Genomic DNA, 15271 nt, shown 5'->3' with positions numbered 1-15271 from the left:
TATGTATAATCTGTGATTTTCCGAAATTATGTTTAATTACTTGGAAGCTTTTCCGCGGCCGGACTTGTATGTACCGCCGCCTGCAGTGATCGGCCTTGGCTTATGAACCTTATACACATTCGGAAGCAATTCACTAATATTGAGCTTCTCCTCCTTCTTAACTGTGCCCTTTTTCTTGGCGCGCTTCTCAGCCTTGGCAACACGCTTCTTCTCCTCTGCGATTACCTCTTCAACTGACTTGCCGGTTCTCTTAGCCTCTCTGTAAGGGTTGAATGCGGACTCCCCCTTCTTCTCCTTCTCGACTTTCTCGTCGTCCTTCCGGCTGCTCTGCTGTCTGATAGTCACAACCATAATACCACCGAACACGACTACCATCATAACCATGTTGATGGTCATGCTGAGCCTCTGGTTGAAGGTTTTAAATGTTACAATTGTGTCCTTGCCGAGAGAATTTCCGTAGTCATCTACGAAATTCTTATCGATCACCAGCTTGTACTCCGAGTTATTCTCCACCTTGAACTTCTTGTCAGTGTTGTCGCCAAGCACAAGAACAAGTCCCGACTTATCGTTTGCTGTCAGAACCTTGATCGGAATCTTCTTGCCGTCCTTATTGATGATCTTAACGCTCTTGGCGTTGTTGGCCTGTGCAGCCTTGCCGGACACTGAATGATTGAAATACAGCTTAACTCCCAGGTTTTCAATCGAGGTGTTCTTCTGGCCATCCTTAGGGTATGACGATTTGAGCGCAAATGCACTATCGTCAGCTGCTAAGCACATAGCCGTGCTAAGCACTATCATCAGCATTGTCAGAACCGCAATTAACCCTCTTCTTTTCATCTACTTTTCCTCCGGTATATCGACTTTGTCTTTGACTATATTACTCTTGCGCAGCTGCGCCTTAGTTATCCTCAGCTCTCTAAAAAAGCTCGTCAGCGCCTCCGCACATTCGTCGGCAAGTATTCCGCGTTCTACATCTATCCTGTGGTTGAGACTGTCCGAGCCGGTGATATCGAATATCGACCCGGAGGCCCCGTTCTTGGGGTCCATTGTCCCTATACAGAGCTTTTCCAGCCTCGCTAATACCATTGCTCCTGCACACATAGAGCACGGCTCTAAGGTCACATACAGCTCGCACCCGCTGAGCCATTTACTGCCCAGCCTTGCCTCTGCCGCATCCATTGCCAGCATCTCTGCATGCGCCGACGAAGATGCATAAGCTTCCACCATATTGTGAGCCTTGGCGATAATCTCGCCAGCCTTTACTATCACAGCCCCTACCGGAACCTCGCCAAGCTCAGCTGCAATGTACGCTTCCTTCAAAGCCTCTCGCATATATAAATTGTTATCTCGCATATTTGTTAACTTTATCATAGAGAGGCGTATTTTTCAAGCAATCATGACCACCGGCTCAACCGGTGGTTTGTTTCACCTCGCTTTCGCTCGGCGAATCCGCTGCTAAAGCAGATACCATGAGAAAACCCGCCGCACATAAATGCGACGGGTCAGGCACTCTCCGGAGCAGGTTGCCCTCGCGGCTGAATCTGAACTCACCTTCTTTGTTGAGGTCTTCAGCTGTAAGAGTCTTGTCATAGAGCAGATAAGCCTCGCCGCCATAGCACTTCTCGGTCTGCCGCAGCATCAGTCTAACGCTGATAATTGGGACGCCGGCAGCTGCGAGATTATCGCTCTCGAAATTCTATCTGCTGCGAATCGCTAGTCTCTTCTCTTCTTATGTGTCTTATATGCCACCCCGAGTGTCACACCTGCAATCGCCATCATCGCTAAATACAATGTAATCGCGGTTGTATCCCCGGTCCTTACTCCTCCGTAATTTTTATATGCCCTGTATCTTGCTTGCGCATGCTTATTGCCGTTTGAACTTGACGTGCTCGCATCAGCCACCGGTTGGTTCTTGGTTCTGATTGTAAATCCGGTTGCAATGCCGCCCTTCTTATCTTTGAGAGCGACTGTAATCGTATGACGGCCTGTGTTCTGTCTATCCAGGAACGATTTTCTCAAATTAACCCGCAGACTTCCATTTGCAACAGTGTAGTCTATATCCTTCTTGAGCTCCTGTCCATCGACAAACACCTTGTCGTCATAGTAGTCGTCAAATGTCCTTGCGTCGTCAACACTGCGCTTTACAACAAACAGCAGGTCTCCGTCACCCTTAGTCCAGATTGCATTCTCACCGGCCTCAAAGTGGTAAGTAATCATCGGAACTACTGTATCGGCCTTCTTAATCTCGTGCTTGGCTGCCGCATCTCTGTAGTACTTGTCGCACTTCTTGCAGTGCCAGTAGTGGATGTTTCCGTCTGCTTCCGTAGTTGGAGTTACTGCCGCTACTTCCTCGAGGTCATGGCTGATAATCCAGTGCGCATACAGCCGGGCATCATCCGTGAACGCCTGTGAGCCATCCACCTTTGTGCCGCCGGATGCAGCGGTATACCAGCCGTCAAATTTCGTGCATGCATCCTTGTCAGGAAGCGTTCCCAGAACCGCCTTGTTGTCCTCGTCCGTCAGCACAACCTTCTTGCCGGCTGTCTCATCATTTGACAGCAGCTCAATCCTGTAAGGCACATAGAATGTAGCGCTTGGATCGTTGACCTTGAAGTTGGTGTATTCACCGGTACCCTTGCGCTGATCATTATTTGAAGTGATAAGCTTGACCTTCGCATCGTGACCGTCGACAGCGTTACCCTTAAAAGCATTTGCCGGTACATTCTTAAGCGATTCAGGTATTCGGATCTCCTTTATCTTCTGGTTGGCAAATGCCTCCTTACCGATAGATTCCAGAGATTTTCCGACCTTAACATCCGTGATGCTCGCATTTTCTGCCGACCTGGTCTTAAACGCCGACCGGCCTATAGTCTTGAGGCTGTCAGGCAGCTTGACCTCGGTCAGCTTATGGCCTTCAAATGCTGAATCTCCAATGCTCTCGAGTCCTTCAGAGAACTTCACCTGCTCGAGAGGTGCACCGTTAAATGCCATTCTGCCGATTATCTTTACGGAGCTTGGAACTTCCAGCATCTTGAGGTTGGCGCCTGAGAACGCTGCCTGTCCGATTTCCTCTATACCCTTTGAAATTGCAATGGTATTGATTGTCTTGTTACCGATCTTGGACGGTGAGAATGCACCGATGCCTATCTTCTTGATAGCTCTGCCGCCGATTACTGCCGGAATCTTGAGATCCGGATTTACAGCTAACTTAGCCTTGCCTGCTTCCGTCAACCCGGTGACAGTATCGCCATCCGTGGTGAAGTCAGCTTCATTCCATGAAGTGTTGAGCTTCCAATGTGCATACAGCTTGGTTCCATCTGCAAACTTCTCCGCAGCCGAAACCTTTCTGCCGCCTTCGCGCTCTGTGAACCATCCCTCAAAGTCGTGAAGTGCATCAGGTGCAGTTGGGTTTGGCAGGGCATCAACCTTGCCGTCGGCATTGAGAACAGCATATCCCTTTTCGATCGTTCCGCCGTTTGCATCGAACGTTATCATCGCCTTGGTCATGATAACCTTGTGTGTTGCAGCACCGTTGTTGAAAGCCAAATGATCCGGGTTCTCGGTCCTCAGAATTACTACGTGATTGGTATCGGTCCCCGTGTTGTTGAGGAACGGTTCACTGCCAAGAGTTTTGAGCGACTTTGGCAGATCTACACTTGTAAGGAGTCCCTCCTTGAACGCATACTTGCCGATATGCTCCACACCCTCTTCAATCTTGAGATCAGTGAGGGTGAGCGCCTTATAGGTTCCTTCAAATGCAGAGTCTCCGATCTCCTTCACTGTTCCGGGTATCGTCAGCTCTGTGAGGTGATGCAGATGGAACGCCTTCTCTCCTATCTTGGTTACAGATGCAGGGATCTTGAGCGACTCAAGCCTTGCCCCTGCAAACGCCATCTGACCGATCTCAGTTACCGTATCCGGAATCTCAATCTCACGCAGACGGATGTTCATTGAGAATGCAGCCTGTGGAATCTTGGTCACACTTCTTGACATCTTGAGCTCAATGATTGAGTTCGCAGCAAATGCACCTTCACCCAGATCTTTAACGCTGTCAGGAATACTCAATCTCTGTATACGGTTGCCGTGGAACGCACTCGTACCGATCTTGGTAAGTGCCGGCTCAGCCTCCAGATCAACGGCCTTGAGCATATTGTATTCAAATGCTCTAGCTCCGATCGCCTTCAGCTTGGCAGGCAGCTTAACCGTTTCAAAGCCGTTTTCTGAAGTGAAATCATACTTACCAACGATTACTTCCGACTCCGGAATAGCGAATGCGCCGTCAGCGATTGCCGTTATAGCTGCACCTGCAGGCGATTCATCCGGAAGCACCAGATTATGATTTCCGCCATTTCTCTTGGCGATACCGCTGCTCGACAATCCGGTGATGGTTGAGCCATCCGCGCTGTAAGTAAAATCATCACTTGCCCAGCCTGTTCCCACTAACTTGTCATACTTAACAACGTATGTGAGCTCATCCTTGTTGGACATATTGTTATAGGCGTCTTCCAATTCTTTATTTTCAGTCAACAGCATCGGCTTAACGGAGATTCCTCTAAATGCTTTCTTATCTATACCACTCAGTGTGTTGAATGACTTAGGAAGTTCAACTGAGGTCAGAAGCTGATTCAAAAATGCATTGGAACCGATCTTGCCGTTGAACCCCTCCTTAAGCTTAAGCGACTTAAGTGTCGCAGGTATTGCCTCTGCAGTCTTCTCGAATGATGCCTTTCCGATATTTGTAACACTTCCGGGGATAGTGACCTCCTCAAATTGATTGTTCATGAATGCATTATCGCCAATCTTGGTCAAGCTATCCGGGAAACTAACTGTCTTGGCCTTGCATCCAACGAATGCTCTTCTGCCTATATCTGTAACCCCCTCAGGGATTACGATGTCAGTAACTGCCACCTTATCGGCGATGCCTATTGTGTCATTCGTCCTGCCGAATGCTACATCCGGGATCTCTTTAAGCGACTTGGAGAGAACTATCTTCTCTACCAAATCGGTTCCGCCAAACGAAGAAATTCCGAGCTTCGTTACGGAATTTGGAAGAATGATGGATGTAAGTCTCGCATTCTTGAATGCGGATTGACCGATCGCCTCGAGACCGTCCGGCAGATTAATGTTTGTAACACCATAAATCTTCTTGGCTGTATTATCGATAGTTCCCGCAAAAGCATTGTTTCCAATCTGCCTGATAGAAGATGGAAGCTTGACGGTTTTAGGAACGTATATCTTGCCGGATTCAACAAATCCAAATGTTCCAACCTGACCTTCCTTTGCCAGCACATTATTAGCTCCATCTCCGACAGCCGTTATATTGACACCGCTATTACTGCTTTCAGGAATCACGAGGGTATCGTTCTTCTTGAGCTTGGCTTTTCCGGATTCGGATAGACCGGTAACGACAGTGCCTGCACCATTATACGTGAAATCATCGCTATTCCACGGCGACTCATCACTTGGAATATTCTGATTGGCCTTGAGAAGCTGCACATGTGACTTGCCATTACCAATGTCCTCAACGAGAGCCCCCGGGTCGTTGATGTACATATATACAACTCCGCCCTTCTTCTCGTTGGTAGTTCCTGTTGTTACGGGTTCTTTACCTGTATTTCTGACAAACACCCACTTGGATACCTTCTCAGTTTTGTCAGGCAACTGTACAGATTCAATCTTGTTCACGCCAAATGCCATATTGTCGATTGACATCGGATAATCCGTAGTCTTAGGAAACTCAAGGTTTGTAATCTCGTTGTTTGCAAAAGCCAAGTTTGCTATCAGCATCAAAGTTGAAGGGAATTTTACCGATTTCAGCTTATTCCTGCTGAATGCATTTCCGCCGATATAGATAACGCCCTCCGGAATTGTGAGTTCTGTCAAGCTGTTACCCTGAAATGCACTCGATCCGATGAAGAAATCTCCTCTGGTCGTTACACTGCTGTCCCACTGTCCGTTGCTTGGGGCTTTTACATTCTCAGGTAGCTCCACACTCTCCAGTCCAATGCCCTTAAACGCACTGTTTCCAACTCCCTGCACCTTATTGCCGTCAACATCGACTGACGGTACCACGAGGTTCTTATTGTTATTGAGCTTAGCCTTTCCGCTATCTGTAAGGCCGCTTACTACACGGATTTTTCCTGTTATGACGTTCATGTTATCCTGCGCAGGTGCAGGTGAATTGTTGCTGTCTAAATCAACGTCTGCATACGTGAAATCCTCAGCATTCCACACGTTTATATCAGCTGATAGGATCTTGTGGAATTCAGACTTAGGGAACTTGCCGGCGTCGCCGTACTTCGAAATATCGTCAACGTACACCTTAGTTACCAAATCGTACTTTTCGGTCTTTCCGGACGCTGAAGTAATTTCTTTAGCGAATACGTTCTTTGGCAGTGCTGTCACTGTTGCCGGCAGCTTAACCTCGGCAACCTTCTTATTTCTAAATGCATATTTACCAATGGCCGTTAACCCCTCCGGCAGCTCCAGATTGCAAATCGGCGCTTCCTTAAGCAGGTAATTCTTGGTTGCAAATGCGTAGTCTCCGAGCTCTGTAACGCCCTTAGGCACTTTGATATCAGTGAAATTGTTCCCTGCAAATGCTCTTGCCCCGATTTTCTTGACGCTCGCAGGGATATCGACAGATGTCAGCCCGGTCATCCAGTTCTTGTTATCACTGCACCCAAACGCACTGTCAGGAATCTCTGACAGGTTGTTTGGCAGATCAATCTTCTCCAGCTTAGGGTTAGTTGCAAAAGCTCCTCTACCGAGTGAAGTCACTGTGTCCGGCAAAACTACTGTCTTAATGCTGTTCCCCTGGAAAGCAGTTTCTCCTATGCTCTTAAGGATCGGTGAAAAAGCCACTTCACTGAGTCCCGAGTCACGGAACGCGTTCTTTCCTACCTTCTCCAAATCCATAGGGAGCGTAACGGAGTCAAATTTTTCATCTGCTGTAGCAAATAGACCCGTTGTCGAATCTGTATCCGCTATCTCCGTAACCTTATCCAGCTCTGCGTTGTAATCCGGAAGCACGAGATCCTTGTTAACCTTACGCTTCGCAATACCACTCGCACTGAGGCCGGTGATCTTCTGACCGTCAAAAGTAAAGTCATTTACATTCCAAGACTCGGTATCCTTATTTTCAGTCTCAGGGGTACCGTCATAATTGACCAGCTTCTGAACCCACGACTTGGTATTAGCCGTGGTCTTGTCCGTCGTATGGATTCTGTCCATATTCTTATGGTCGAGATTTCCGGAATACATGTACACGACCCCGCTGTTCGCGAAGTTGCCTTTGAGTGCCTTCTTACCCTCGGCGGACATCGGTTCCATACCCGGGTTCCCGACAAACACGAACTTATTTACTACCGCTGTAAAGTCCGGAAGTCTAACAGATTTAATCTTGTTATTGGCGAAGGTCATACCGTGCATTTCCAACTGGAAATAAGTTGTAAGCGGAAAATTAACCTTGCTGATCTGATTATTCGCAAACGCCTGCGTCTCAAGCCACCAGATAGTTCTAGGCAAAGTAACTGTCTTGATCTTGTTATTCATGAATGCATTTGGAAGAACTGCCAGAACGCCGTCAGGAAGCGTAACGTTCGTCAGCTTATTCCCTTCAAATGCTCCCTCTGCGATTACAAAGTTTCCTCTGCGCGTAATCTTGTGGGTAACAGTGTCGTCATATGAAGTGAGCATGCCGGACGGGAATACGACCGACTCAACGCCCTTCTTCTGGAAGGCGTTGCTTGCAACCCCAACAATAGTGTTGCCCTTGTCATCTTTGGATGGCAACACAAGGTTCTTATTCTTTACAAATTTGGCTTCTCCTTTTGCGGAGAAACCGCTGATTGCCTTTCCTTCGATATTTATGGTTCTCGTGTAATCACAACCATATACTGTTTTAGTAATGTCAGTGTAAGTGAAATCCTCGCTTGTCCACTTTTCGGAATCAGCAGGGACATCGGCAGCACTTCCGGCCTCTGCGCTTGCCGCCGGTGTATCGGTTCCTGCGTGTGACTCCTTATCGGCGGCACCCGTCAGCTCTGAACTTGCCGCCGGTGCACCGGCTCCCGTATCCGATTCCGTATCAGCAGCGCCTGCGAAGGCAGGAAGCGGGAACATCAACGTTATCACCAGTACTAATGAAAGCAAAATTTTCTTCATGATGTTTTCCTTCTTTACTTAAAAATTTGAGACAGAAATATGTAATATTATCTTCGTATTTTACCTCGTGCTCACTTTCATTTTGTCATTTATTCACATTTCCATCAATTGAAATACGCAATACCGGCCTTTGAGTTATAGGGATTGTATATAGTTGTTGTTTTTTATAGTTACCTGCTAATTTGCAGTGCTATTATATTTTGTACTGGTATTATTATTACCATACACACAAAACGGGGATAGGTGTATGGTAATGCTAAAGGGATTAAGGGACTGATATGAATAGAGCTTTGAAATCGAAATTTAGATCTGAATTTGAGATCAACGTAAAAACAGGAATTAAAATTGTCAGCGTAATAGTCTTGTCACTGATTGTCGTCGTTTCTTTAATCGGCTGCAGCAGCAAAGCAATTAAGAACGCGGATAAAGCTAAGGCCAAGGACAAAAACGATAAGCAGACAGAGTCCGGCTCTGCAAGCAGTTCTGATTCAGATAGTGATTCGGAAGCCTCTTCTTCGTCTGACACAAAGGATAACAAGGATAAGGATAAGGCTACAGATAAGAGCAAGGATAAGACAAAAGACAAAAAGAGCGGAAGCTCAAGCGGCAGTTCCGCTTCGTCATCGGGCAGCGCTCAGACTCAAGCGAAGCAAAAGGTATGGGTTCCCGAGCAGGGACATTACGAGGAAAGAAAGGTACTTAAATGCCGATGCGGTCAGAAATTCAGCAGTATGGCCGCTCAACAAGCTCACAGAAATGCATACATAGCGGAAAAGCGTAAAACCAATCCAAGCTTCGAGTGAAAAGGAGAGCATCTTCCGCTCGGGTGGGTACCCGAGAGAGTATACGTTGTCGATGTCCCCGGACATTATGAATATAGGTAAAAACTCTAATATGATTGTTAACTAACTTTTCAAAACTTCTTATATGCCGGAAATGCCTGTTGTTTCAGACATTTCCGGCATTTTATGTATAGGAAGCTACAAGCATATTTCCTTAAATCCGCTTGTGATTTTGCTTTGAGAATGAAGAATAAATATCTTTTCTCTCTCAATTGGTGTAAGATGTTTGCAATGACTCATAGTTCCTCCTTGGTTATGGATGTCTTCTCAAACACCATTATCCCAAGGCTATGAGTCATTATTTAATTGTTGCACTTAGATTATAAATTCAAGCATGAAAAAGGCTGAGTTTCTTAAACTGAATCCAAAAAGAAAATACAGTATCAGGTGGTGTAACGGATGTATAAAGATTATAATACTCCTGAAATAACCGGAATTTTCATGCAGATACGCGAGAAAATGATAGAGGGAATTACATCGGCGGTATACTATGAAAGTAAGACTCTTGAAATTTTGTCGTTAATATCTCAAAGACACTGCTTAAAACAGCAACATAATTACGAAAACACCTATTAGAACATTCACTTGTCTTGCTATCCGGCAATAGTTTATCCATTGCCGAAATTGCGGAAAAGCTCGGATATGCCAAAACAAGCAAGCTTTCTGTAGCCTTTAAGAAACAATATAAAAAGATACCAAGCGAATATAGGACTAGCACATAGATTATGGTAGTATCCCCAGACGATTGCCAGCCTGCTTAAATAATTACAGAATATGGCTGATGAAGTATGTGTAAGATAATAGATTTCATCGATAAGTAATTGTATAATGGCCATGATCAACAAATCCTTTAAATCCTTTCTGTTAAGGGGTGATTTGGTCGTTACCATTATACAGGGAAAAGGGTGTATTGCGCATTTTTAATGCAAACTGTGCGCAACCTCCTGAAAACACAAGCGTTAGACAATATTTTTCATAGGTGTCGTTAGACACTACCGATTTTGCGATGGAGAGTAGTATATGAAAAAAATATACATATTAGGACTGATAATAGCATTAATCATGGTATTTTGTTCCGGATGTATTTTGCCTGATGGAGAGCCTTTAACTACGGAGAGAATTACAGAGCTGGTCTATAAGCGTTATGGTGAAGGCAGGGCAAAGATTAGGCAAGTAGATAAAAAGACTTGGCAGATTTCGCCAACGGATTACCCCGACATCAAGTATACTATTAAGCAGAAAATCGGTCATGGCGGTGTAATTCCGGTTCCCGCATACACATATACCGAGGACAGAATGAAACAGGTTGGCAGAATTGTAGTCCCCAAGTTTTTCAGCTCAAAAGAGAGGAAGAAACTCCAATTTTCAGATGGAATAATTAAGATTAGCTATAATGCAAAAAGCGATGCAGATGTTGAAACTATGTGCACGAAGCTCGAGGCGATGTGCGAATATATGAATAACAATTACGGAGCCGTTGTCAGAGACGAATATGTGATGATGTATTTCGATGAGATGCCAATACGTGTATCTACCGATCGTAAATATAAAAAAACGGTAATGCGCGATAATCTTAGTAGGACGAAAATCACTTCGTATCTGGATTCGAAATACGGAAGCGGAACATATACGTTTAGGAAAGTACCGTCAGATGAGGTTTCACATGAGGGTGAAGTCGAAGTAACTTTGAATGAATATCCGGATATGCCTTTCTACCTGGCAGCGAATACAAATGCAAGTAAGAGAGGTAAGTTAACAGACACCTTGTACAGTGACATGCTTGCCAATCTGGTGTTCAATTTCCCAAAAGATGATTATGATTCCTCAAGTTATCTGGAAATATCTGCTCAAGACAACCTTGATGGCGAGCTCTATAACGGAGTGCGTCTTAAGCGCTATTTAAAATGGGGTGATGAGTCCGGAGTTATTTCTAACATGCAAGCTATCCGCAAGGCTCTTAGAGTTTATCTAAATCAGTATCCGATGATCAATTACTCGGATTATCCAAAGAATCAACATAAAGTGAAGCCACCTATCTGCATGGAGATATCGGTACAATTTTAATTAAGCTAATAATTATTTAAGGAGGAGTATATATGGGTTTTGATATCAGCTATCATCCAATAAGCAAATCACAGATGGAGGAATGGTATTTTGCACCATTAAAGGCTCTTAGAGATGGAGATGAGAGCGTGCTAAATGCTTTTGTCGAATCGCAAGGTGAGGAATTCTTTCACGAGAAGTACCTGGATCATATGAAATACTTTGCGACGCTTGATGCAGAAGACCGCTCTGAGAAAGGTTTGTTATACGGACTTCCCATAATCGGAGGCTTTTTCCGCGACTATCAGTATGTTCGTGGCGCAGCATTTTCGTTTGTGATTGAAAGGTATTCTGAAATGGACAGATACCGCACACCTTGGTCGGAGGTCCTGCCTTCATGGATTCCTGCACCTGGTAACGATTTGATCGAGGAAAATTATTCGACAGGCATTTTCATCGATTCGGAGCACGTTAAAGAGCTGTTAAATGATCTGGACAATAATGAAGAAGTTCACAAGATTCTCGTTGAACTATTTGGTGCGGATAACTTGGGCGTTTTCCGATTTGCCCTTCAAGATGCTGCAAATACAGATAGTGGACTTATTGAAGCAACTGAGGTAATGGAAGTTCAGCCTTTTGATCTAAATAAATCAACATGCTATTCGGATATACGCTTCTGCGATCCACGCGGCGCCCTCATTTACCGCGATGTGGCTTTGGCACAAGTTCGGGAAACAACTGGAATGACTGACGATGAAATAGCTGAAAACGTAGTGTATCAGAAGTCCAATTATGATATCCCAGCTACAGAGGCTGATAAGCCAGATAAGAAGAGGGGTCTGCTATCCAAGCTGTTTGGAAAGAAATAGCAGTAACAGAAGCTGTTTATTATATAAACTCTATCTAAATAACCATATAAGCTACGCATGTGAACCTTTTCCGAGCTGGGGGAGAGACTTTTTCTGTAATTAGCCTTCTGCGGTAGGTAGTGAATGTATCCCTTTAAAAGGCACAGCCGCTGCAGTCATTGAAATCTCAATGGCTGCAGCGGCTTTTGCCAACATATTTTGTCCTGTAACTCTATAACTCTTTTAATAACTAAGCGCTTTTAATCACTAACCACTAATCATAATTAGCCTCTATCACACATAAGGGTTGTCTACTTGTCGTGCTCGTTAAGCCACTCGATGAGCACCCTGCAGTAATCATCGTGTCTGTCTACGAAGCATGTGTGTCTTGAGTTCTCCCAGAGAATCCACTTGGAAACCGGTATTCCGTCTGCGATTGTCTTCGCTACGAGAGGTGAGCACAGGTCGGAGATTCCGCTGCAAACGAGCGACGGAATCTTAATCTCGCCTAATCTGTCCACATACTCGAAGTCTCTGAGCGAGCCTGTAGGTGCGAACTCGTTAGGCCCCCACCCATATAGGTAAGCCTCGCCGCCTGTCTTCTTAGGGCGTGTGCAGCACTCCGGAGCATCCGCACCGATCCAGTAGTCGCAGTACCTGTGCATATACTCGGCTACAGCCCTGTCGTATGCTTCGCCTGTGAAATCTCCTGTCTCCAGGGCATGATTGATTGCATCCTGCATGTCCTGAGGCATCATCTTGATACGTCTGAGACCTTCCTTCTCCCAGAGGCTGCTCGATGGGTGCCCGCTGGAAATAACGAATGACTTAACACCTTTAGGCGCTCTCTCAATTGCGTATGCAATCTGCATCATACCGCCCCATGACTGTCCGATGATGTGGCATTCGTCCAGACCGAGATGCTCTCTTAAAGCTTCGAGCTCGTCCAGCCAGGTATCCTGAGTCCACAGCTCGGGATGTCCGTCCAAGTACGAGTTCCCACACCCCAGCTGGTCGTACATGATGATCTGGCGCTCGTCATCATCTGCTACGTTGTCGAGGACTTCATAGTAGTTGTGTGTCGAGCCCGGACCACCATGCAGACAGATCAGTGGAGCCTTGCCGTTATCCTTCTTCTCGCCTACGATTCTGTAGTACGTCCTGTAATCGAGAAAAGGCATATAACCTTCTGTAACTTTAGCCATTGAACTAAATTCTCCTTAATAATATATTTATTTCTCCACAGGAACAACGATTGGCTCTTCCTTTGGATATTCGTTAAGAACATCACAGCCGTCCTCTGTGATGTACAGGATGTCCTCAATACGAACCCCGATTCCCTCGTCATACAGATAGATTCCCGGCTCTACGGAGAAGCACTGTCCCGGCTGGATAATCTCGTCATTTGCAAGAGACACGTCGCCTACCTCGTGGTCCTCAAGTCCGATGGAGTGACCGGTTCTGTGTGTGAAGTACTCGCCGAAGCCCTTCTCTGTGATATAGTCTCTGGCAGCCTTATCAACGTCGCTCATCTTGTTGCCCGGCTTAGCAGCAGCGATACCTCTCTTGTTAGCCTCGAGAACGATGTTGTAGATCTCTCTCTGTCTGTCACTAATCTCGCCGATGAATACTGTTCTGGTAATATCGGATGCGTAGTTGTTCCACATACCGCCGATATCGAGTACTACGGAATCTCCAAACTTACCCTTGCTGTCATCTGTGATGTGGTGCGGATCTGCTCCTCCCTTACCATAAGCCGTGATAGGATCGAACGAAAGCCCCTGGAATCCAACCTTCTTGCACAGATCTACGCACTTAGCATTGAGCTCCTTCTCGGTTAACCCCTTGACAACCCACGGGATTAGCTCGTCCATAACCTGATCGATCTTAAGAGCTGATTCCTTCATAGTCTTGTACTCGCCGGCATCCTTGATCTGTCTGACCTTGTCAACGATTACAGAACCGTTTGTGAATGCGCTTCCGGCGCCGAGCTCCTGCAGTCTGAGCAGGAATCTGGCCGGCCAGTTCTTGTCGACACCTACCCTCTTGTCCTTCTCGACGAACTTTGCAAGAATCTCAACAGCATCCTCAATGTCATCGTAGTAAGTTAGAGGCACACCGAGGTCCTCAGTCTGTGGGAATAGCTTGTTAAGTACAAGGTGATTATCGCCGTTTACGTTGACGTATAGAGCGAGCATTCTCTCACCCGGAATAATCCACTTGCCGAGCAGATAGAAGATGCTTACAGGATCGGAAATAATCATCTGAGGCATATCCTGCTCTTTCATCTTAGCAACAATTCTTTCCAGTTTAGAATTATCTAGCATAATGTTCCTCCATTTCTTCCGTGCTCTCGCACGGGTTAAATCAGTGATAGATCTATTATACAACTCTAACCATTGCTTGAATATATAATTCGGTAAAAATAGTCAATTTTGTAAATGTCAACAGTTTGGGGATGCAACATTTAAGCAGTTCCCGCAGCCCCATTAAATTCTAATGACAGTACATCGATGAAAGGATTGTTGAGGCTTATCTTATATAATATGGCAACTCATTCAAGCCGTAAGTCCTCGAACGCCCCGGTGAGATTGACGTCAGAGACGTCAGAGATGCGTGTCAATAGCAAAGCTGTAAATAAAAAGATTTAGGAGCATGCGGATAATATATTGAATATTGATCAATATTAGTGCTATAAGTGTTAACGTAAATATATTAGAGTGTGGTTTACGTTAGGAGCTGTGTGTAATGATAAAAAGAAGTTCTTCTATTACTGATTTTAATTTGTATTATTCTATTCAATCTTAGTCCAATTGCAATGACTGCGGACTATGCGGACATCGGAGATATCAGCACAGGGACGGGAGTATTATCTGAAGAGTCTTTCCCATCCGGTGATAATACTCCGAGCATTAGCGATGTGCGGGTATCCGGCAGCTACGATGAAGGTGCCCGCGGGGCTGACTATTTCAAGAAAATTAAAATAGATTTGGTGGGAGAGAATCTTACCGATGATAATTTCCTAACAGAGGAAGGGCTTCGCTGGACAGATAAAACGGAAGTAGAACTCATATCAGGAACTGAAATTGGGCATCTTAACGGCAGCTCTGATTTTGGTTCCGAAAGACCCGGTAGCCCTGTCAAAATGTTCAGTACAGATACCGGAACATCGGGTAGAATAACTTATGTAGGAAAAACAAAATCGGGAATAGACCTTGACTTAATCTGGGAGATTGAAGCTTCAGATAAAGATGATTGGGAAGCAAATTCCGGCTTAAACAGTCATGGGAGTATTAGAGGTATCGGATTCTCAGGAGAGCAGTTCTTCCCTAATGCCATCGGCAACCCTATATCGGTTCTGTATAATAACGC

Annotated in this window: 12 protein-coding genes; 7 read left to right on the top strand and 5 right to left on the bottom strand. The window is 45.5% G+C overall.

The genetic code is table 11. From position 1 onward, the window contains the following. Positions 1-36 precede the first annotated feature (36 nt). Positions 37-837, bottom strand: coding sequence for an Ig-like domain-containing protein (locus HMPREF1152_RS00615; RefSeq protein ID WP_009643264.1), 801 nt, complete (start codon positions 835-837; stop codon positions 37-39). Further along, entirely contained in the window at positions 838-1371 is a 534-nt protein-coding gene (locus HMPREF1152_RS00610) for a nucleoside deaminase (protein ID WP_242822257.1), read from the bottom strand. It abuts the gene before it with no gap. Positions 1372-1492: 121 nt separating this feature from the next. Between HMPREF1152_RS00610 and HMPREF1152_RS09465 the strand changes: the two genes are divergently transcribed. Further along, entirely contained in the window at positions 1493-1717 is a 225-nt protein-coding gene (locus tag HMPREF1152_RS09465; RefSeq protein WP_156791921.1) for a hypothetical protein, read from the top strand. Here HMPREF1152_RS09465 and HMPREF1152_RS00600 read toward each other — a convergent pair. Further along, the gene (locus tag HMPREF1152_RS00600) at positions 1714-8166 is read right to left on the bottom strand and encodes a leucine-rich repeat protein (protein ID WP_009643269.1); all 6453 of its coding nucleotides are present in this window, start codon (positions 8164-8166) and stop codon (positions 1714-1716) included. The two genes, HMPREF1152_RS09465 and HMPREF1152_RS00600, sit on opposite strands and share 4 nt — an antisense overlap. 290 nt (positions 8167-8456) lie before the next feature. On the opposite strand from HMPREF1152_RS00600, the gene HMPREF1152_RS00595 reads away from it, so the two are divergent. The 5 genes from HMPREF1152_RS00595 to HMPREF1152_RS00585 all read left to right on the top strand — a co-directional run bounded on the left by HMPREF1152_RS00595 (position 8457) and on the right by HMPREF1152_RS00585 (position 11920). Further along, positions 8457-8969, top strand: coding sequence for a hypothetical protein (locus tag HMPREF1152_RS00595; RefSeq protein WP_207634895.1), 513 nt, complete (start codon positions 8457-8459; stop codon positions 8967-8969). Positions 8970-9407: 438 nt separating this feature from the next. Then, entirely contained in the window at positions 9408-9584 is a 177-nt protein-coding gene (locus HMPREF1152_RS09670) for a hypothetical protein (protein WP_009643192.1), read from the top strand. A gap of 14 nt (positions 9585-9598) precedes the next feature. After that, positions 9599-9730 (top strand): helix-turn-helix domain-containing protein, encoded by a 132-nt coding sequence (locus tag HMPREF1152_RS09990; RefSeq protein WP_009643255.1) that lies wholly within the window; start codon positions 9599-9601, stop codon positions 9728-9730. Between the two features lie 298 nt (positions 9731-10028). Then, positions 10029-11072: a hypothetical protein gene (locus HMPREF1152_RS00590; RefSeq protein ID WP_009643231.1), complete on the top strand. Its 1044-nt coding sequence runs from the start codon at positions 10029-10031 to the stop codon at positions 11070-11072. Positions 11073-11104: 32 nt separating this feature from the next. Further along, on the top strand, positions 11105-11920 hold the full coding sequence (locus tag HMPREF1152_RS00585; protein WP_009643189.1) for a hypothetical protein: 816 nt from the start codon (positions 11105-11107) through the stop codon (positions 11918-11920). A gap of 290 nt (positions 11921-12210) precedes the next feature. Here HMPREF1152_RS00585 and pepI read toward each other — a convergent pair whose 3' ends face one another. Continuing rightward, positions 12211-13104, bottom strand: coding sequence for a proline iminopeptidase (pepI, locus tag HMPREF1152_RS00580; protein ID WP_009643218.1), 894 nt, complete (start codon positions 13102-13104; stop codon positions 12211-12213). A gap of 27 nt (positions 13105-13131) precedes the next feature. Then, positions 13132-14226: a M24 family metallopeptidase gene (locus HMPREF1152_RS00575; RefSeq protein ID WP_009643187.1), complete on the bottom strand. Its 1095-nt coding sequence runs from the start codon at positions 14224-14226 to the stop codon at positions 13132-13134. 491 nt (positions 14227-14717) lie between these two features. Between HMPREF1152_RS00575 and HMPREF1152_RS00570 the strand changes: the two genes are divergently transcribed. After that, the coding region (locus tag HMPREF1152_RS00570; RefSeq protein ID WP_009643200.1) for a hypothetical protein at positions 14718-15271 on the top strand (554 nt) is incomplete at its 3' end.

This window comes from Mogibacterium sp. CM50, from assembly GCF_000293155.1.
Lineage (GTDB): Bacteria > Bacillota > Clostridia > Peptostreptococcales > Anaerovoracaceae > Mogibacterium > Mogibacterium timidum.
This window is presented reverse-complemented; position numbering and strand designations above follow the sequence as displayed.

Excerpts from the sequence above, each read along its gene's own strand:
- HMPREF1152_RS09465 (WP_156791921.1), top strand. The coding sequence starts at position 1,493 with ATGCGACGGGTCAGGCACTCTCCGGAGCAGGTTGCCCTCGCGGCTGAA.
- HMPREF1152_RS00610 (WP_242822257.1), bottom strand. The coding sequence starts at position 1,371 with ATGATAAAGTTAACAAATATGCGAGATAACAATTTATATATGCGAGAG.
- HMPREF1152_RS00585 (WP_009643189.1), top strand. The coding sequence starts at position 11,105 with ATGGGTTTTGATATCAGCTATCATCCAATAAGCAAATCACAGATGGAG.
- HMPREF1152_RS00600 (WP_009643269.1), bottom strand. The coding sequence starts at position 8,166 with ATGAAGAAAATTTTGCTTTCATTAGTACTGGTGATAACGTTGATGTTC.
- HMPREF1152_RS00575 (WP_009643187.1), bottom strand. The coding sequence starts at position 14,226 with ATGCTAGATAATTCTAAACTGGAAAGAATTGTTGCTAAGATGAAAGAG.
- pepI (WP_009643218.1), bottom strand. The coding sequence starts at position 13,104 with ATGGCTAAAGTTACAGAAGGTTATATGCCTTTTCTCGATTACAGGACG.
- HMPREF1152_RS09670 (WP_009643192.1), top strand. The coding sequence starts at position 9,408 with ATGTATAAAGATTATAATACTCCTGAAATAACCGGAATTTTCATGCAG.
- HMPREF1152_RS00615 (WP_009643264.1), bottom strand. The coding sequence starts at position 837 with ATGAAAAGAAGAGGGTTAATTGCGGTTCTGACAATGCTGATGATAGTG.
- HMPREF1152_RS00590 (WP_009643231.1), top strand. The coding sequence starts at position 10,029 with ATGAAAAAAATATACATATTAGGACTGATAATAGCATTAATCATGGTA.